The sequence below is a fragment of the Ruminococcus sp. genome (assembly GCF_024684275.1).
The window spans coordinates 1-18,872 of record NZ_JAIKXF010000015.1; the positions used below are offsets into that span (position 1 = coordinate 1).

12 protein-coding genes are annotated in these 18,872 nt (G+C 47.7%); 10 read left to right on the forward strand and 2 right to left on the reverse strand.

What is annotated here, in order from left to right:
* On the reverse strand, nucleotides 1-254 hold a 254-nt coding region (locus tag K5677_RS01740), incomplete at its 3' end, for a MerR family transcriptional regulator (RefSeq protein ID WP_296723958.1).
* Nucleotides 255-519: 265 nt separating this feature from the next.
* Here K5677_RS01740 and K5677_RS01745 point away from each other — a divergent pair.
* Together K5677_RS01745 and K5677_RS01750 are read left to right on the forward strand one after the other, a co-directional pair.
* A complete protein-coding gene (locus tag K5677_RS01745; protein ID WP_296723960.1) occupies nucleotides 520-1,215 on the forward strand; it encodes a GTP pyrophosphokinase family protein in 696 nt (231 codons plus the stop codon).
* A gap of 214 nt (nucleotides 1,216-1,429) precedes the next feature.
* Nucleotides 1,430-5,740 carry a glycoside hydrolase family 2 TIM barrel-domain containing protein gene (locus K5677_RS01750; RefSeq protein ID WP_296723962.1) on the forward strand — a complete coding sequence of 1,437 codons (4,311 nt, stop codon included), beginning with the start codon at nucleotides 1,430-1,432 and terminating at the stop codon, nucleotides 5,738-5,740.
* Between the two features lie 164 nt (nucleotides 5,741-5,904).
* Here K5677_RS01750 and K5677_RS01755 read toward each other — a convergent pair whose 3' ends face one another.
* Entirely contained in the window at nucleotides 5,905-9,273 is a 3,369-nt protein-coding gene (locus K5677_RS01755) for a glycoside hydrolase family 97 catalytic domain-containing protein (RefSeq protein ID WP_296723964.1), read from the reverse strand.
* Nucleotides 9,274-9,492: 219 nt separating this feature from the next.
* Here K5677_RS01755 and K5677_RS01760 point away from each other — a divergent pair, with 219 nt between their 5' ends.
* The 8 genes from K5677_RS01760 to K5677_RS01795 all read left to right on the forward strand — a co-directional run bounded on the left by K5677_RS01760 (nucleotide 9,493) and on the right by K5677_RS01795 (nucleotide 18,787).
* On the forward strand, nucleotides 9,493-9,852 hold the full coding sequence (locus K5677_RS01760; RefSeq protein ID WP_296723966.1) for a hypothetical protein: 360 nt from the start codon (nucleotides 9,493-9,495) through the stop codon (nucleotides 9,850-9,852).
* 137 nt (nucleotides 9,853-9,989) lie between these two features.
* Nucleotides 9,990-11,051, forward strand: coding sequence for a hypothetical protein (locus tag K5677_RS01765; protein ID WP_296723969.1), 1,062 nt, complete (start codon nucleotides 9,990-9,992; stop codon nucleotides 11,049-11,051).
* Nucleotides 11,052-11,062: 11 nt separating this feature from the next.
* The gene (radA, locus tag K5677_RS01770; protein WP_296723972.1) at nucleotides 11,063-12,436 is read left to right on the forward strand and encodes a DNA repair protein RadA; all 1,374 of its coding nucleotides are present in this window, start codon (nucleotides 11,063-11,065) and stop codon (nucleotides 12,434-12,436) included.
* 115 nt (nucleotides 12,437-12,551) lie between these two features.
* Nucleotides 12,552-14,039: a glycoside hydrolase family 3 protein gene (locus K5677_RS01775; protein ID WP_296723973.1), complete on the forward strand. Its 1,488-nt coding sequence runs from the start codon at nucleotides 12,552-12,554 to the stop codon at nucleotides 14,037-14,039.
* Nucleotides 14,040-14,129: 90 nt separating this feature from the next.
* On the forward strand, nucleotides 14,130-14,588 hold the full coding sequence (locus tag K5677_RS01780; protein ID WP_296723975.1) for a hypothetical protein: 459 nt from the start codon (nucleotides 14,130-14,132) through the stop codon (nucleotides 14,586-14,588).
* A 138-nt stretch (nucleotides 14,589-14,726) separates the two neighbouring features.
* Nucleotides 14,727-16,136, forward strand: a complete 1,410-nt coding sequence (locus tag K5677_RS01785; protein ID WP_296723976.1) for a family 16 glycosylhydrolase — start codon at nucleotides 14,727-14,729, stop codon at nucleotides 16,134-16,136.
* A gap of 154 nt (nucleotides 16,137-16,290) precedes the next feature.
* Nucleotides 16,291-18,264 (forward strand): GGDEF domain-containing protein, encoded by a 1,974-nt coding sequence (locus tag K5677_RS01790; RefSeq protein WP_296723978.1) that lies wholly within the window; start codon nucleotides 16,291-16,293, stop codon nucleotides 18,262-18,264.
* Nucleotides 18,236-18,787, forward strand: a complete 552-nt coding sequence (locus K5677_RS01795) for a GNAT family N-acetyltransferase (RefSeq protein WP_296723979.1) — start codon at nucleotides 18,236-18,238, stop codon at nucleotides 18,785-18,787. The genes K5677_RS01790 and K5677_RS01795 overlap by 29 nt, the downstream gene beginning before the upstream one ends.
* The last annotated feature ends 85 nt before the right edge of the window (nucleotides 18,788-18,872 follow it).

Here is an 18,872-nt window from a genome sequence, read left to right on the forward strand (position 1 = left end):
AGCTCTATCTGCTGTTCAAGAGCCTTTTTACGGTCGAAATCGGGACTGCTCACTATGCGGACTATATCCTTCAGCGGAAACTCCAGTTCGCGAAACAACAATATCTGCTGAAGTCTTTCCAAAGCCGTATCGTCATACAGCCTGTATCCGCTTTCGGTATGTGCCGCAGGCTGAAGAAGCCCAATTTCGTCGTAATACCTGAGAGTGCGTATACTCACTCCCGTCAGCTCACTGACCTGTTTTACCGTCATCATGTTTACCACTCCTCCCGTGTGAATACAGTATATACCATGACGTAACGTTAGAGTCAACAGGCTCTTTGTAACTTTGTGAGAAGTCACAAAAATCAACCTTGTAAATTGTTCGCTCTTACAATGAGTCTAAACAGAAATATTCATTCATTAAGAGTATATCACTTCCCCGCTTCTGTGTCAAACAAATGAAACTTCACCGAACCGATTGACCTTTTCGGCTCAAAATGCTATAATACAAGTAATATAGAAAAAACAGGAGATTTCCATGAATATAAACAACAATGCCACACTGTCCCTGCGAGGACTTGCAGACAGCGAAATGACCGAGTCGGAGTTCCTCCGCTCAGTTGAAAACAATCTTATCCCCATGCAGCAGTTCTTTACCTACTACAAATGTGCCATAATGGAGATAGAGACCAAATTCCGCGTACTCAACGAGCAGTTCTCAATAAACGGCGAAAGCAACCCAATTGAATTCATACAGTCCCGTATAAAGAGCTACGGCAGCATCTACCGCAAGGTCATTTCCAAGAATATACCGCGAAATCTTGAAGCCATCGCTCATAACGTATCTGACATCGCAGGTATTCGCGTAGTCTGTTCCTTTGTACAGGACATCTACCGCCTTGCTGACTGCTTCCTGCAACAGGATGACATCTTTCTCATCGAGAAAAAGGACTACATCGAGAACCCCAAATCCAACGGCTACAGAAGTCTTCACCTTATAGTCGAGGTACCTATCTTCCTCGAAAACGAAAAGCGCCTTGTGAAAGCTGAGGTACAGCTCCGTACCATAGCTATGGACTTCTGGGCAAGTCTCGAGCATAAGCTCCGCTACAAGAAGGACCTTCCGCAGTACAAGCTGGATATGCTGACAGATGACCTGAAAAAATGCGCAGACCAGAGCGCAGAATGGGATATCCGTATGCAGGCGATCAAGAATATAATTGAACACGACTGAAAAAAGCCCCTTCTCATGCACTGAGTAGGGGCTTTTTGGTAAAATACCGCACAAAAATAGAAAAATTCATATTTTTTCTACATATTCCGTAAAATAGTGGTTGCAATTTGTTCACATTTGTGGTATATTAAACATAATAGATGATTATCAACATAGGATAATTATAAACAACACACATATCAGGGGAATTAAAATCAAAAAGGAGGAATTACTTATGAAACGTTTCGTTTCAACAGTTGTTGCCATTATGACAGCAGCTATGTCCATGGGGACTATTGTCCCCCAAACAGTTACAGCCGCAGATGTAAAATTCTCAGGCAATGAGTGGACAGGCAAAAACGGCGCCGAAGACGTTTTCGCAATAAACCGCGAAGCCGCCAGCTGTAACCCTGTTCCCTTCCATGACACGGATTCAGCCGTAAATGCAGTCTGGGACTACAATGCCCGCGAGCAGTCAGAATATCTGCAAATGCTCACAGGCAAGGACGAAAACTGGGATCTGGTAGTCGTTCAGAACTCTCAGCAGGCTCAGAATCACATCAATGCAGGCTGCTTCAATCCCAATTATCAGCCGTCTTCCGCACAGGGCTGGAAAACGGTGCAGCTCCCGAGAAGCTGGACTCGTCTGGGATTTGACTTCTCTATCTACACCAATGTCGGTCAGCCGTGGCAGTCAAAATACGACAGCTACGTTCCTGCACCGCAGGCTCCCACAAACTATAATCCTGTAGGTCTTTACCGCAAGAAGTTCACTGTGGACAGCACCATGAAGGCTTCGGGCAGACGCATTTACCTCGAATTCGACGGTGTTGAGTCCGCTTACTATGTATATGTGAACGGAAAGGCAATCGGCTACAGCGAGGACACATTCAGCCCTCACAGATTTGACATCACAGACGCTCTCACCGACGGCGAGAATACCCTTGCAGTCGAGGTACACAAGTTCTGCGACGGAACATGGTTCGAGGATCAGGATATGATCTATGACGGCGGTATCTTCCGCGACGTTTTCCTCGTAAGCGCTCCCGAAATGCAGATAAGAGACTACAACGTAAAGACTGACCTTGACGAAAGCTTCACCAATGCAAGCCTTGAAATATCAATGGATATATCAAATCTCTCGGGCAATGCCAAGAACGGCTGGAGCGTTACTGCCGAGGCTTACGACGAGGAAGGCAACAATATCCTAAGCGGCGCCTCTGCAAAAATAGACAACCTCAACGGCGGCGGCAAGAGCACCTGCACTATCAAGACCTCAGTTACAGCTCCGAGGCTCTGGTCAGCTGAGACTCCCAACATCTACGCTCTCGTTCTGAAGCTCACCGACGGCAGCGGAAACGTACAGGAGATACTCTCATCACAGCTGGGCTTCCGCGAGATAAACTTCACCCGTGCAGAGGTCGACGGCTCATACAAGCTGACCACGAATAAGTGGCAGCCTATCACTATCAACGGCAAGCGCCTGCTCCTTAAAGGCGTAAACCGCCATGATACCGATCCTTTCTACGGAAAAGCTGTTCCGCAGGATACGATACGCGAAGATGTTTCTATCATGAAAAAGAACAACATCAACGCTATAAGAACATCACACTACAGCAACGATTCTTACCTATACTGGCTCTGCAACAAGTACGGTATGTATGTTATGGGCGAGACAAATATGGAGTGCCATGCCCTTCAGGACGGCAAGAACAACAATACAAAGGCTCTGTTCTATGAGCTGGCTATGGACAGAACAGAAACAGCCTTCAAACGTCTGAAAAACAATCCTTCTATCGTTGCATGGTCTATCGGAAACGAAATGGGATATACAGGCAACGCAAGCGACGCAGGAGGTATGTTCCGCGATATGATATGGTACTTCAAGAAGAACGACTACACCCGTCCTGTACACAGTGAAGGTCAGGACAATGCAATGGGCGTTGACATGAAGAGCAATATGTATCCGGGCTCGGGCAATATAGCCTACAATGCAGGTCAGGGCAAGATGCCCTACGTTATGTGCGAGTATGACCATGCTATGGGCAACTCCGTGGGCGCTCTCAAGGAGTACTGGGACAACATCAGAAAAGCCGACAATATGATGGGCGGCTTCATCTGGGACTGGGTTGACCAGTCAAGAGCTGTCAATATCCCCAACGGCGGCTGGGACTATTACTCGGAATCATACGCAAAGGCTAACCTTTACAAGGACGAGGCTAAGGGTAATTACTACGGCTACGGCGGCGACTGGGGCGACCGTCCAAATGACGGAAGCTTCTGTGAGAACGGACTCATCAGCCCTGACAGAACTCCTCAGCCCGAGCTTGCCGAGGTAAAGTATCAGTATCAGAACTTCTGGTTCTCTGCTGATGCTTCACAGCTGGAAAAGAAACAGGTAGGCGTATATAACGAAAACAACTTCGTGAATCTCAGCAGCTTCGATGTTACGTGGAAGCTGCTCCAGAACGGTATCGAGATACAGAGCGGCAAGGTAGAAAATCCCGATGTTGCTCCTCTCACAAGAGGAACTATCAGCGTTCCGTATTCACTTCCAAAGAAATACCTTGCAGGCGATGAATTCTTCATCGAGATCTCAGTTGCTACAAAGGACGGCACAGAGCTCGTTCCTGAGGGAACAGAGATATCCTACGGTCAGATACCGCTGCAGGGCAGCGGAACTACCGCAAGAGTGGACAAGGGCAGTGATCCTGTGACCGTAGTAGATACTCCAAGCGGCTATGTCCCCACAGGTAAGAATTTCAACTTCCTTATCGACAAGTCAACAGGTCTTATGAAGACCTACGCTTACAAGGGTGATGTCCTCATCAGCGAAGGTCCTTCGCCTAACTTCTGGCGCGGCAATGTTGAGAACGACACCGGCTGGGGCGCAAACGGCTTATTCGACAAAAAGTGGCGCGACGCCATGAAGGGCGCAAAGTGCAGCGGCATCGACGTCAAGGATCTTGACGGCGGCGAAAAGCAGATAATCTCTCACCTGTCACTTCCGAATGCAGGCGGCACCACAGTGGACATCACATATACTATCCACTGCAACGGAACAGTGGACGTTGAATTCAATGTAAACGCTGTAAACAAGGGACTGGGCAACTTTATCCGTGTAGGCTCTCTCATGCAGCTCCCGGCAGGCGCAGAAAAGCTAAGCTGGTACGGAAACGGTCCGGTCGAGACATTCAACGACCGTAAGACAAACGGAAAGAAGGGCGTATGGGAATCCACAGTTTCAGATATGTTCTATCCTTACCTGAAGGCTGACGACACCGGAAACCTCACCGACGTAAGGTGGATAGCTGTCCGGAATGAGAGCAATGAATCAAGCCTCCTCATTGCAGCTGACGGCACAGTGGAAGCAAGTGCTCTCCACTTTACTCCCGAGGACCTCCAGAACGCCGACCACCCCTACAAGCTGAAGCCCCGCAGTGAGACTATCCTCAGCGTTGACTACGGCTCAATGGGTACGGGAAGCGCTACCTGCGGTCAGGGCACCCTTGAACAGTACAGGCTTCCTTCCGGCAGACCTTACAGCTGGAAATACACCATTATCCCTGTAGACTCATCAAGCACAGGAAAGGATATGTCCAATATGGTCGCCAAGCTCCGCTCAGACGGTACAGTTATACAGGACAAGAGCAGCAACGCTCTTACTATCCCTGTAGGCGCTTCCGCAAAGCTCAGCAAGGACAGCAGCGGCGACAGCTACGTAACAGGCTCAGTTACTATCCCGCACAACAGCAAGCTTGATTCAGCATTTGAGGGCAATAACTCCTTCACAGTAGAGACTAATGTAGTTCCTACAGGCTCTCAGGATTTCAATATGTTCGCAAGCAAGGGCGATTACTCATTCGGCCTCAGAGCAGAGCCAACTCTCCTCTATTTCTTTATCTATGCAGGCGGAGGCTGGCATACAGTCAGTGCTTCACTGCCATCTGACTGGTTAGGCAAGAAGCATCAGGTCGCAGGCATTTACGATGCTGAAAATAATATGCTGCGCATATACTTAGACGGCAAGATGATAGCCGAAAAGGCAGCAGGTACAACATCAGGCGTTGAAAAGTCAGGCTATAACCTCACTATCGGTGCTTGTCCGCAGACAGGAAGAAACTCACAGGCTCAGTTCTATGATATGAGAGTTTACAGCAAGGCACTTGACGCTTCCGAGCTGGCATCGCAGAATACAGCTTCACCTAAGTATGCTCCAGACAGCAGCGTTGTTCAGCTGTGGGTAGACTTTGACAACATGGCTGAGGCAGCAGCAGACGACCCCGATGATCCGCAGACAGATACGGTATACGGCGACGCCAACTGTGACGGCGAGGTCGATATGTCAGACGTAGTCCTCATCATGCAGAGCCTTGCAAATCCCAACAAGTTCGGACTTGAAGGAACAGACAAGAACCACATCACAGAGCAGGGGCAGCTCAACGGCGACGTTGACACCTCCGCAAAGGGCATCACCGCAAACGACGCCCTCCGCATACAGGAATTCCTGCTTGGCAAGGTAACTTCACTGAAACCGGAGTCATAATTAAACAGACAGAGCCATGACGACTTGTCATGGCTCTTTTTTTATGATCGATACTCATTTAAGCTTTAATGGGCTGATAAAAAAATGGGGGCGATGTAAAATCGCCCCCTAAATCTTAGTTCTTAGCTCTTAGTTCTTAGCTCTTATTTCTTAGTTCTTAGCTCTTATTTCTTAATTATCGCTTTACGGTAGCTTACAAGGTCAAACGGATCAATATTACCGTCGCCGTTCATATCAGCTATCTTAGCCTGCTCCTTGTTAAAGGTCTCAACACCGAGGATATACTTCTGCATGAGCACAAGGTCAGCCACGTTGAAAGCTCCGTCCTGATTCAGGTCGCCGATGACCTCCTCAAACGGGATAGCCACTGCGATACGGTCGATAGAGGGACCATTGCCGCTTGCGTTATAAAGCTTGATAGTGTTATTGCCTGCTTTAAGCGTCACCTTTGTATCCGCCGCTGCAATGCCAGACCAGTCGTTCCTGTTGGCGTACAGACCGTCCAGTCTGCCTGCATTAGTGCCGTTTACATCCACACTGAGACTTCTTCTCTCGCCTGATACATAGTATATACGAAGTGTGTACTCCCCTGCCTTTTCAACATTAACATTCTCAAAGGTAACAGCGTTATTAGCACCTCCGCCGACATATCCGACGTATGCGCTGCCTGAGCTGTACTTACCGTCCTTGCCCGAGGTTATTCTGGCATTTCCGGATACCTTAGCCTTTTCAGCTTCATAGAATTTGAAATTGCTGTACGGTGTTGTCAGCTTCATGCCGCTCTTTGTTATCTTCATTGCAAAACCGCCGTTCGGAAGGAGCTCCTGCTCGATAATGCTGTCCTTTGTAACGTCTCTTATTATCCTAACCTCCAGCTCACTGCCGTCCTTATTGTCGCCGAAGAAGTATGCGATATAAACTCCGTCATCGTCAACAAGATCTGAAAGCTTTATGCTGACCTTTCTTGCCGACAGTGTGGAAGCTCCCACATACCAGCTGCTGCCGCTTCTTCTTGCGGTAACATTAAACTGCATGGGATAGCCGTCAAGTACCTTCATGTCGTCCCATGCAACGGGTACATCATTTAGGAAAGGCAGAGCCTTATTGCCCTGATAGGTGTATACGGAATGTGCAAAATGCTGTATGCCAGACTCTATGGTAACAACGTCTGCAAGAGCAAAGCCTGCTGTTGCCTTTATGCCGTATATCGGTATGCCTGTAGGTGTGAAGTCCGCCGAGCCCACAACATTTCTTGTAAAGGTATAGGATACTCTGTTAGCCAGTGCAGGCGCATCGAACCACTTGTAGTACTCGGTTCCGTTTACAGCCTCGAATGAAACTATATTGGGGTATGTTCTGCTCTCGCCGCGAGGTATCGTACAGCCGTGGAAAAGCACCATGAGATGATTCTCGGCAGCTATCTTTGCGCAGAGGTTCATCTGCTTCATGGTCTCCTGAGTGTCGCTCTCATAGTAGTCTACCTTTACGCCGCTGACGCCCAGACCTCTTATGCGCTTGAACTCGCGGACTATAGTAGCCTCGTCAAGCAGTGAGTAATAAGGATATGCAGGATTGCCCTTGCTGTCCTTATAGCCTGAGTGTCCCTTGTTGTTTACACCGTACCAGAGATAAATGCCTATGCCCTTTGCTGAGGCATAGTCGCAAAGCTCCTTGACCTTTGATTCGCTGTCGTCCCAGAGCGCCCAGCCAAAATCCAGACATACGAAATCCCAGCCGTTATCTGCTGCGAAGTCGATATAGTCCTTCTGTGTGTGGTATTCAACAGGCGAATCGCCGCCGCTGCTCCACCATGACCATGCGGTCTTGCCGGGGCGTATCCAGCTTGTATCCTCGATTACCGAGGGAGGATTCAGGTTGAGTATCAGGTCGCTTGATGACATCTGGTCAAGGCTGTCACCGATGACAACTGCTCTCCACGGAGTATGGAAAGCACTGCCCATTGATATGCCGCTGACCTTTACGCCGCCCTTGAAGCGCAGGCTGTGATAGTCGCCGATGAACTGCAAAGCACCTGCACAGTAGGGATTATCCTCGTTGAAAACGCTTGCCTCTGTAACAGTTACCCAGTACTTATCATTGATAACGCCTGTATACGGGCAGGAATAAGTAGCATTGGTCTCATTTGCGCGGTCTCTCGGGAGCTCCACCATATCCCACTCATATGTGGCATTCGGCCAGTTGCCCCAGAATTTGCTCTTACTCGGGAATATTACCTGACTTGTCTCCTCCTTAATGGAAGCACCGTGGTCAAGGGCATATCTGAACCCCATACCGTCATCATAAACACGGAAATAAACCGTCAGAGTAGAATTTCCTTTTTTCAGCGGGAAGGATATTTCCTTATAGTTGTCACGTATCTTTGTATGCTTGCCGTATGGCATATTATATGTCTCGTCATGCTCAACTGAAACAGCCGCAGGAGCTGTCTGTGAAAAGCCCGATGACAAGTCCTCTGTTGTAGTAACGATACCCAGCTTTGAAGGTTCGATAACTGTGCCCCACGTACCGCGGCTCTGCTTTCTTACGGAGTAGTAATAGCTTCCACGAGCGTCCTTCCAGAACTTGGTAACAAGAGTTCCGTCAGGAGATAATGTTTCATACTCGGGTATACTTGTGAGAGCCGTACCGTCACGGGCTGTGGCAGTCTCCTCGTCGGGAATAGCCTCGCCCTCGGTAATAGTATCGGGCTCGAATGTATAGCGATACAGCGGATCATCGGGGAGCTTCGCCGCCTGAGCTGCTGTAAGTGCATAGCCGTACAGCATAACATCGTCCACACAAGCCATGATGTCAGCATCAGAATAAACGGAATGACCTATAGAATTGTATGTATATGAGGGAAGAACGCCCTCGCTGAACAAACAGTTCATAGTGTCGGCAAGGTTATCGCTGTCACTTTTGCTCAGCAGACTGCCATCCATGTAGAACTCAGCGCTGTCAGGTGAATATACTGCCGTAAGCTCATGCCACCTGCCGCTGTCCGGAGCAGTCTCAATATCAAAAATTGCACGGTGCTTATCGTCGTTCTCGGTAGTAGTTCCCTTACCCACAAAAATGCTTGTCCTGTATGCATTCTTATCCTTCAGATCAACAGATATATCAGGCGAAGAATAGCTTGGAGCAGCTCCTGCGCCGAATGGCACTGGAGAGAACTGATATAGTCTTGTGTAATTGCCTGCGCCGCTGTCCAGCCTGAACTTCAGCGAGAAGCTGAATCCATTGCCGCAGCCCTTTTCAAACATGGCAGGAAGCTGTAACCAGCCGCTGCCGAAACCGCTTCCGTGGAGATCAAGCACGTTTGATCTTAGCTCGCTGTCGTAAACTACTGATGCGTCAGAGCCCTTGATAACAGCATTGCCGTCAGCGCTGCCCTGATTTGCCACCTTGGCATTGTAGTAGCTTACCGCTGCGTCCGCAGTGAACTGCTTCGGAACAATGCCGCAGAATGACTGCGCCATAACACAGAGCGCCGCCGCAGTACCAACTGCTCGTTTGATCAGGTTTTCCCTCATAAGTATTCCTCCTTTACTTTGAAGCCCATATGCATATCTTTATGTGCATATTCTATATATTATCGAGCTTTTTGGCGATAATTTTAGTCCCCTACGCACATTATAGCGCATTTTCAACAAAATATCAACCCTATATTCAAATAAAAGGTGGACATTTTACCATAAATAACATCTTTACATCATAATCCATATGTGATAAAATATCTGAGAGGTGATAATGTGGAAATTACTTACATTCACGAGCCTACCGACCTACAGTGCGGACAGGCTGTTCTGGCTATGGTACTTGGAAAAACTCCCGGATATATATGCAATTATCTCGGCAATGACCGCGAAACTGACTTGAAAGAGATGAAGCGAACATTCCGTGAGCACGGAGTTCAGATCTCAGATATCCGCAAGCAGGCAGAGCGCAAGGAGGAACTCCCTCCCCTGTGTCTGCTGAGTCTGGAAACTCCGCGGTGCTGGCACTGGTCACTGTACTGTGAGGGTACATTTTTCGATCCCGAACACGGTGTACTGAACGACTTTCCGCAGTGCAGCAGGAAATATTACTGGGAGCTCAGCATAACGCCGTGATTTTTTCAACGAAAAACGACTGATTTTGCAGGGATTTTTTTATTTTGACGTATACTATAATTTATTGACACATATCGTCAAAAGTGGTAAAATAATAATTGTATATGATTTTCAATGCTTTTCAGGAGGCAACAAAAGTGACAATAAATAAAAAGATATGCATTCTCACGGCAGGCGCTGTTTTAGCCGTCTGTGCAGGCTGTTCCGAGACAAAAAAGGTGGAAAGTCTCCCCCTCACCCTGCTTGACACTAATATGAAGCCCGAGGAGGTCGAGCTCAAATGGCAGAAGGACTATGAGGCACTTCTCCAATCATTCAAAAACTCAGAGCAGTATTCAAAAAACTCAATGTTTGACCTTACCGACCTTACAGGCGATGGTACTCCCGAGCTCATAATCTCTCCCTCTGAGGACGTAAACGCTCAGTGTATTATCTACACCATGACGGGTACTGTTGCAGACAAGATCGCAAATATAGGCTCTTACGGTCAGTTTGATTATCTCCCCGAGGCAGGTGCTCTCGGCTACTCATATGAGGGCAACGGCTTTGTTATCGGAGAATATCAGACTATGCAGGAGGGCTCATTCCAGACAGCAGTAAGCTTCTACAACAACACCGAAAGTGCTTCTGCCGGTGCTGTCATAAAATATGAGATAAACGGCGAGGACGTTACCCTCGCAAAATTTGAGGAAGCTCTCCAGCCCTACAAGGAAGCTGCAGCCTTTAAAACAGGCAGAAAATACACATTCGGCGACGATGCTGTAAAATACGCTATATATTACAGCGAGACATGGAACACCGTCCTCAGGGACGAGCAGAAACAGGCATACCGCGACAGACTTTCAGCTATCTTTGAAAACGCTGACCTCAAGGACGCCGCTTTTGAGCTTGTTGACCTCGACCTCAACGGCAATCCCGAGCTTGTAGTATCAACGGGTATCCTCAACGACTCACAGGTAAGGATATTCTATTTCGATACCAATGACGTAAAGGAGATAGACTGTACCTGTGATACCGACGGCGGTATACACTACGATATGACTGCAAAGGTCTTTTACGCTACGGATTTTTACGGCGAGATGAAGTGCTGGTCTATGGCAGGCACCGACATCAGCGGCTTTGCTCCATCAGAAAGCAATATGAAATGCGGCAGAAAGAACCTGCTCACAAAGGACAGCGTAGCAAAAGCCTTTCTTTGATGAGGTAAAAAATGGCTAAATCAAAATATGTTTACACCTGTAATCAGTGCGGCTACGAAAGCACTAAATGGAACGGAAAATGCCCGTCCTGCGGCGCATGGAACAGCTTTGAGGAGGAGCTTGCAGAGGCTCCCACAGGTATCAGGAGCTCTGCCTCGGCAGGCTCTGCTCCCGACCTTTCGGACAATATCCTTGAGCTTGAAGACATCGGCGCAGACAGTGATGTCCGCTATGATACGGGTATCGGAGAGCTGAACAGAGTCCTCGGCGGAGGTCTTGTGAAAGGCTCTCTTGTTCTTCTCGGCGGTGAGCCAGGTATCGGAAAAAGCACCCTGCTCCTGCAAATATGTCAGTTCCTCGGTGAGGAGCACTCGGTACTCTACGTTTCGGGAGAGGAATCCGCCCGGCAGATAAAGCTCCGCGCACAGCGCCTCGGCGTCGATACGGAAAATCTCTATATTCTCACAGCTACCGACGCTGAAGCTATTGCACAGACTATAGCTTCAAGCGCTCCCGATATTGCTATCATAGACTCGATACAGACCATGAGCATAAGCCGTATCGCTTCAAGCGCAGGCAGTATCACTCAGGTACGCGAGTGTACCAACCTGTTCATGCATACCGCAAAAAATCAGGAGATACCAATAATCATCGTCGGTCACGTCAATAAAGACGGTGCTATTGCAGGACCGAAGGTAATGGAGCATATCGTGGACGCTGTTCTCTACTTTGAGGGCGAGCGCCACCAGAGCTACCGAATACTCCGCGCTGTTAAGAACCGTTTCGGCTCTACAAATGAGATAGGCGTTTTCGAGATGATAGACAAGGGACTGCGGGAGGTAGACAACCCGTCACAGATGCTCCTTGAAGGACGTCCTCATAATGTATCCGGCACCTGCGTTGCCTGCGTCATAGAGGGAAGCCGTCCTATCCTTGCGGAGGTACAGGCTCTTGCCGCAAAGACAAGCTACTCAGCTCCAAGACGTATGGTCACAGGCTTTGACTTCAACAGGCTGAATATAATTATCGCAGTTCTTGAAAAAAGGCTGGGGATATTTATGGGAAGCCTTGATGTTTACCTCAATATCGTCGGAGGTTTCCGCCTTGACGAGCCCGCAGGCGACCTGCCAGTGGCTATGGCGCTGTACTCAGGCATTATGGACAAGCAGATAGACGAACAGCTTGTGGCATTCGGCGAGATAGGTCTGGGCGGCGAGATACGCTCAGTGTCGCATATCTCACACCGTATTCGCGAGGCAGAGCGAATGGGCTTCAAGACCTGCGTTATACCCAAGCAGTGTATGTCAGCTGTCAACACAAAGGACTATGACATAGAAATAATCCCTGCAAGCACCTTAAAGCAGGCGTTTGCAGCTATAAAATAATTACCCTGTTCCCCGATCTCAGTAACGCTGACATCGGGGATTTTGTTTTTTATTGACATTTTTATCGGGATATGATAAAATAATAGTATACATTTTCCACAAGGAGGAAACTCACTTGAAACTCAGAAAAATAACTGCGCTGCTGCTCGGTCTGAGCCTTTTTCTCACAGGCTGCGGCGGTACTGCTGAACATAAAGATAATAAAGAAGAAACTACAGAAAGCGTTTCAACTCAGGCATTGACTGCCGAACACATTACCGAACCTACAACAGCTGAAAAAACCGTCAGGACTGAGCCTGTAACGGCAACCGAAGCGACTACAGCCGCTCATACAATTGAAGAACCGAAAACTGCCGCACAGACTGTAAATAATAATACAGAAAACAACAGTCACAAAAGCTCATATGAGCAGCCTCAGCAAAATCACTCAGTCCCCCACCATGAAGAAACACAGCCGGCGGAAACTACCGTAACTCACGTACATACCACCACTAAACAAACTACTGCCTATATGACCACCACAGTACATATCACAACGACCACTGCTGTTAAAATAACTCCGAGCGGAGTACTTGATAATATGACCTTGAAGCAGAAGGTCTGCCAGATGTTCATGGTGACTCCCGAGGCTATAACCGGTATATCTCCAATGATAGAGGTAGGGAACGGCACTAAAAACGCCATTAAAGACTACCCCGTGGGAGGAATAATCTACTTTTCTCAGAATCTTAGCTCACGAAATCAGATAAAGACCATGATAAGCAATACTCAGGGCTTCTCCCGTGAAGCCAGCGGAGTCGGACTCTTTATCGCTGTTGACGAGGAGGGAGGCAAGGTGGCAAGATGCGCTCAGAATCTGGGCACTACAGCCTTTAAGCCTATGGAGCAGTACGGCAGGGAAAACAACTACAATACCGCATACGATATTGGCGCAGCTCTTGCAAAGGATCTGCGCAGTCTCGGTTTTAACGTTGACTTTGCTCCTGTTGCAGATGTGAATATCGACAGCGGCAATGAGCTGGGTGACCGCATATTCAGCAGCGATCCTAATGTAGTGGCAAATATGGTCAGCGGAGTCTCAAAGGGCTTGCAGGATAACGGCGTCAGCGCTACACTAAAGCATTTCCCCGGACTTGGTGCTGAAAGCGGCAATACACATACAAACTCGATAGTCGTCATCGACAGAACACTGGAGCAGCTCCGCAGTACAGAATTCGTGCCATTTAAAAAGGGCATAGAAAGCGGTACTGACTTCGTTATGGTAGGACATCAGTCCGTTACCAGCTTCGGGGACGAGCTCCCCTGTGACCTGTCATACAAGGCAGTAACGGAAATGCTCCGCGGCGAGCTGGGCTTTGACGGTATTGCTATTACCGACGCTCAGCAGATGAATACTATCTCTAAGGTATATACCTCCGGAGAAGCCGCAAAGCTTTCCATAAAAGCAGGCATGGATATAATTCTCATGCCCGTGGACTACCGTGCAGCTGTTGACGAGGTGTGCCATGCTGTTGAAAGCGGCGAGATACCCGAATCCCGTATCGATGAGAGCGTTATGAGGATACTCCAGAGAAAGAACAGGCTGGGACTTCTGAAAAAGTGACATATCTGTAATAAAAAAGTCACTGTGCTGTCATTCAGCTATGCTATACTATGCTCAAAGCTAAAGCTTTTCAGCAGAAAGGAGCATATCATGAAAAAAAGTGAGATAATCATCACAACAGCAGGAATTATTACAGCTTCTGCCGCATTATTCGTCGGATTCTGGGCAATACAATACAACAAGCCCTATCCGGAAGGTACAGTGGACAAGACTGTCGTAAAGCCTATATCTTCGGAAATATACACCGAGCAGGACTACAATGACGCCGTTGATTGCGTCAAGGACTTCTTCCCACAATTCGAGACCTGTGAGCTGTTGGAGCTTCGCTATGCAGGAGACGCGGAAACAAAGCTTGAAACCAGATACTCTCAGAACGAAAACGAGGAGTATATGGTGCTCAAGTCTGACTTCTATGTTAATCCGCTGGAGATATTCCAGAATGAAAAGTCAGCATGGCAGCGCGACTACACCTATACAGACTGGAGCTGGATGCTTGCCCGCACAAAGGGCACTTCCGACTGGATAATATGTAATTACGGCTTGGGCTGATATGTTCAATATGTCCTTCCAAAGCTGCGGTTACATCACTAAGTTACTATAAATCAGTCCATATTGCTATATTTTTATGGTTCAAAAAGTTATAATAATACCATAAAGAAATCACCTCAACTCAGAAGGAGGACAAATATGAAAATCAATAAATACTTATCCTTTGCAGCCGCACTTTCTATGCTTGCCTGCGCTGTAGGCTGCGGTGACAAGAACATTTCAGGTTCGGACACAGCTCCCGAGACTGCAAAGCCTACCGAGGCTACTACAGAAGCTGTTGACGTTCCCGAGATAGAGGGCTACAACCTGCTTTGGAACGACGAGTTCAGCGGCAGTGCTCTTGACGAGAGCAAGTGGAACTACGAGCCCCACGAGCCGGGCTGGACAAACGAGGAATTACAGGAATATACAACATCTACCGACAACGTATTTCTCCGCGACGGCAAGCTGGTCATCAAGGCTATCAAGTCCGAAAAGAACGGCAAGGATTACTATACATCGGGTAAGGTAACAGGTCAGAACAAGACCGATTTCACCTATGGCAAGGTAGTCGTAAGCGCAAAGGTACCACAGGGACAGGGCTTATGGCCTGCTGTCTGGATGATGCCAAAGGATGAGAGCTACTACGGTCAATGGCCTAAATGCGGCGAGATCGACATTATGGAGGTTCTCGGAAACGACGTCAGCACCGCTTACGGTACCCTCCATTTCGGTGAGCCCCACGGCGAGATCCAGGGTACATGGGGACTTACAGGTCAGACCTATGCCGACAGCTTCCACGAGTATTCGGTAGAATGGGAGCCGGGCGAGATACGCTGGTACATCGACGGAAACCTCTACAATACTGCCAACGACTGGTTCACAGCAGTTCAGGGCGAGGACGAAAAGCCATATCCTGCTCCATTTGATCAGCCTTTCTTCGTTCAGATGAACCTCGCAGTCGGCGGTACATGGCCCGGCAATCCCGATGCATCTACTGATTTCGACAAGGCAGAGTTTGAGGTGGACTACGTAAGAGTTTACCAGAAGCCCGAGTACGATATGAACGTAAAGAAACCTGAAAAGAAGTTCCGCGAGGCTCTTGAGGACGGAAACTTCATCTACAACGGTGACTTCTCAGAGGCTGAGGACCTTACAGACGATGTAAACTGGAAGTTCCTCCTATTTAACGGCGGCGAGGGCGCAGCCGAGATAAAGGACAACATGATAATCGTGACATCTGAGGCAGAGGGTACAGAGGAGTACTCAGTACAGCTCGTACAGCCCGATCTTCCTATGGTAAAGGGCAAAAAGTACCGTGTAACCTTTGATGCATACGCTGACGAAGAGCGCGACATCGTAGTATGTGTTTCTGCTCCTTCCGCAGGCTGGATACGCTACTTACAGGATACAAAGCTTACACTGACCACAGAAAAGCAGACCTTCACATATGATTTCGAGATGAAGGACAAGGACGACAACAACGGACGTCTTGAGTTCAATATGGGCAAACGCGGCTCAACTGCTACTGTTTACATCAGCAACGTAAGAGTAGAAGAGATCAAATAATAAAAAATAAAGAGAGCAGTCGGCTGAAATACCGGCTGCTCTCTTTTTTTGACAGCTTTTTACACATATTCACTTGAATCCGGCTCAAAAATATGTTATAATAATATATATATTTCAGCCACTTACAGCTAAGCTTAATGCAAAGGAGTATCATATGGATAAACCGATTGAAATTGCCGTTATCGTAGCGGGGATAGACGAGGAATACCAGAACGGAGTAATAGACGGCATAAGACACTGCGCAAAAATGAATAATGCGAATATTTCATGCTTCTGTGCATTTGGCGGAGTCCTTGCCAACAGCAAATTCGATGTGGGCGAATACAACATATACTCACTTATTAATTACAGTAAATTTGACGGCGTTATACTTATGACAAATACCATAAGCTCACCTGTAGATAAGGAAAAGATAATCGCTAAGGTCAAAGCCACAGGTCTGCCTGTTACTATCCTTGACTGCGATGAACACCCCGAATTCTATAACATAAGCATAGATAACTATACTGCAATGAAGGCTATCGTAAAGCACGTTATCGAAAAGCACAGCGTAAAACGCATCAACTACATCTCAGGTCCTGCGGAAAATCCTGAGGCTGCTGAGAGAATGAGGGCTTTCCGTGAAACTATCGACGAATATTCTATCCCCTATGAATACGAGCGCGTTTACATTGGAGAATTCAGAGCTGCCGACGGCAAAAACGCAGTTGATGCCTTCCTAAGCTCAGGCTTGCAGCGTCCGCAGGCTATTATCTGTGCTAATGACGCTATGGCTCTTGCAGCCGTCGAGGAGCTTGCCAATTTCGGCTATAAGATCCCTGATGACATAATTGTTACAGGCTTCGACAACACATACAATGCCCGTCATCATCTCCCTGCCCTGACAACTGTGTCACGCCCTCTTGATGACGCGGGCTTTAAAGCCTGTGAGATACTTATCGGTCTTATAATCGGCAGAGAATACCCCAAAAACACCGTTCTCAACGCTTCTCCCGTATTCTCAGAGAGCTGCGGCTGTGTATCCGTTGAGAAAACAGATATTTCGGAATACAGAATTTCCGCATACAAGCTTATCAACAGCTGCCGCAGAGACATCTCAATGCTCAACCGTATGACCACAGAGCTTGCGGATACTCAGGATTCTGCTTCAACTATACATACCGTGTCAAAGATCATCAACGAGATAAAATTCGACAGATTCTGCCTGTGTCTCTGCTCAAACTGGGATCAGGTAGTGTCAAACGGACTAAATATTGATCCGACTGACACCTCCTCCTATCAGATACACGGATATACCCCGAAAATGATAGCTCCGCTGGTGCTGGAAAACAATATCAACGATCCCATAAGTATGTTTGACAGCGCCGATATATACCCTGCCCCTCTTAAAAACGGCGGTAATGTAAGCGTCTTTTTACCGCTTCATTTCGGTGAGCGCTGTCTTGGCTACTATATCTTCACAAACAGCAAATTCCCCACAAAGAGCCTGATGTGTCACGCTCTGATGCTGACTATCAGCAATTCTATCGAAAATATCCGCAAGCTGGTACACCTCAAGAGCATGGTCAAGGAGCTGGACAAGCTTTATGTCATCGATCCGCTCTGTAGTATCTACAACAGAAACGGCTTTATCAGAAACGCCGATCCTATGTTCAAACGCACAAAGGCGTCAAAGCAGAAGCTGCTCATCTCATTTATCGATATGGACGGACTCAAGCATATTAACGACTGCTATGGCCATAACGAGGGAGATTTTGCACTTCAGCGCCTTGCAGGCGTCATCTCCGACTGCTGCAAGGGCGGCAGGATATGCGCACGTTTCGGCGGCGACGAGTTCATTATCCTCGGCGAAAATGCCTGCGAAGAGGACATAATGGCTCTGGAAACCGTCTTTGAGGCTCAGCTGAAAAACATAAACAGCATTATAAAGAAGCCCTACACTATACAAGCAAGCATAGGTACTATCGTCAGTGATATAAAAGAAAATGTGACGCTTTTCAACCTTATCACTCAGGCTGACGAAATAATGTATAACAACAAGAAGCGCAAGCGCACTTCACGCTACCTCAGACACGACGACAGTGCGGAGGGAAAAGAATATGAATCATCTGGGAACGATCAGACTTGAAACTGAAAGACTTATCCTCAGACGCTTTGAGGAAAGCGATACGGAAACAGCTTTTTCCGTGTGGACAAGCGATCCAAAGGTAACTCAGTATCTGCGCTGGAAGAATCACTGCTCCCTGTCGCAGATGAGAGAGCTTGGGCTTACCTGGATAAAAAAATACAGCGATCCTCAGTGGTATCACTGGGTTATCGAGCCAAAGGAGGTTGGCTTCCCTATCGGCACTATCTCAGCCGCTGATGTACATAATGACACCGATACCATTGAGATAGGCTACTGTATAGGCTCAGGCTACTGGGGAATGGGCTATGTTACAGAGGCTGTCGCCGCTGTGATAGAGTTCTTTTTCGAGGAAGTTGGTGTCAACAGGATAGAAGCCAAATATGATACAAGAAATAAAGCTTCGGGACGTGTTCTTGAAAAATGCGGTCTCACCTATGAGGGAACGCTGAGAAGCTACGAGCGCATACAATCAGGTATAACCGATGTGTGCATATACAGCATACTCGCTAAGGATTACTTCTGACATAACAAAAGGACAGCTTTAAGCTGTCCTTTCAATGCTACTCTTTTATCTTACTACTATTCCGCACTATAATTCACACCAATAT

Excerpts from the sequence above, each read along its gene's own strand:
- K5677_RS01745 (WP_296723960.1), top strand. The coding sequence starts at position 520 with ATGAATATAAACAACAATGCCACACTGTCCCTGCGAGGACTTGCAGAC.
- K5677_RS01750 (WP_296723962.1), top strand. The coding sequence starts at position 1,430 with ATGAAACGTTTCGTTTCAACAGTTGTTGCCATTATGACAGCAGCTATG.
- K5677_RS01755 (WP_296723964.1), bottom strand. The coding sequence starts at position 9,273 with ATGAGGGAAAACCTGATCAAACGAGCAGTTGGTACTGCGGCGGCGCTC.
- radA (WP_296723972.1), top strand. The coding sequence starts at position 11,063 with ATGGCTAAATCAAAATATGTTTACACCTGTAATCAGTGCGGCTACGAA.
- K5677_RS01780 (WP_296723975.1), top strand. The coding sequence starts at position 14,130 with ATGAAAAAAAGTGAGATAATCATCACAACAGCAGGAATTATTACAGCT.
- K5677_RS01785 (WP_296723976.1), top strand. The coding sequence starts at position 14,727 with ATGAAAATCAATAAATACTTATCCTTTGCAGCCGCACTTTCTATGCTT.
- K5677_RS01790 (WP_296723978.1), top strand. The coding sequence starts at position 16,291 with ATGGATAAACCGATTGAAATTGCCGTTATCGTAGCGGGGATAGACGAG.
- K5677_RS01795 (WP_296723979.1), top strand. The coding sequence starts at position 18,236 with ATGAATCATCTGGGAACGATCAGACTTGAAACTGAAAGACTTATCCTC.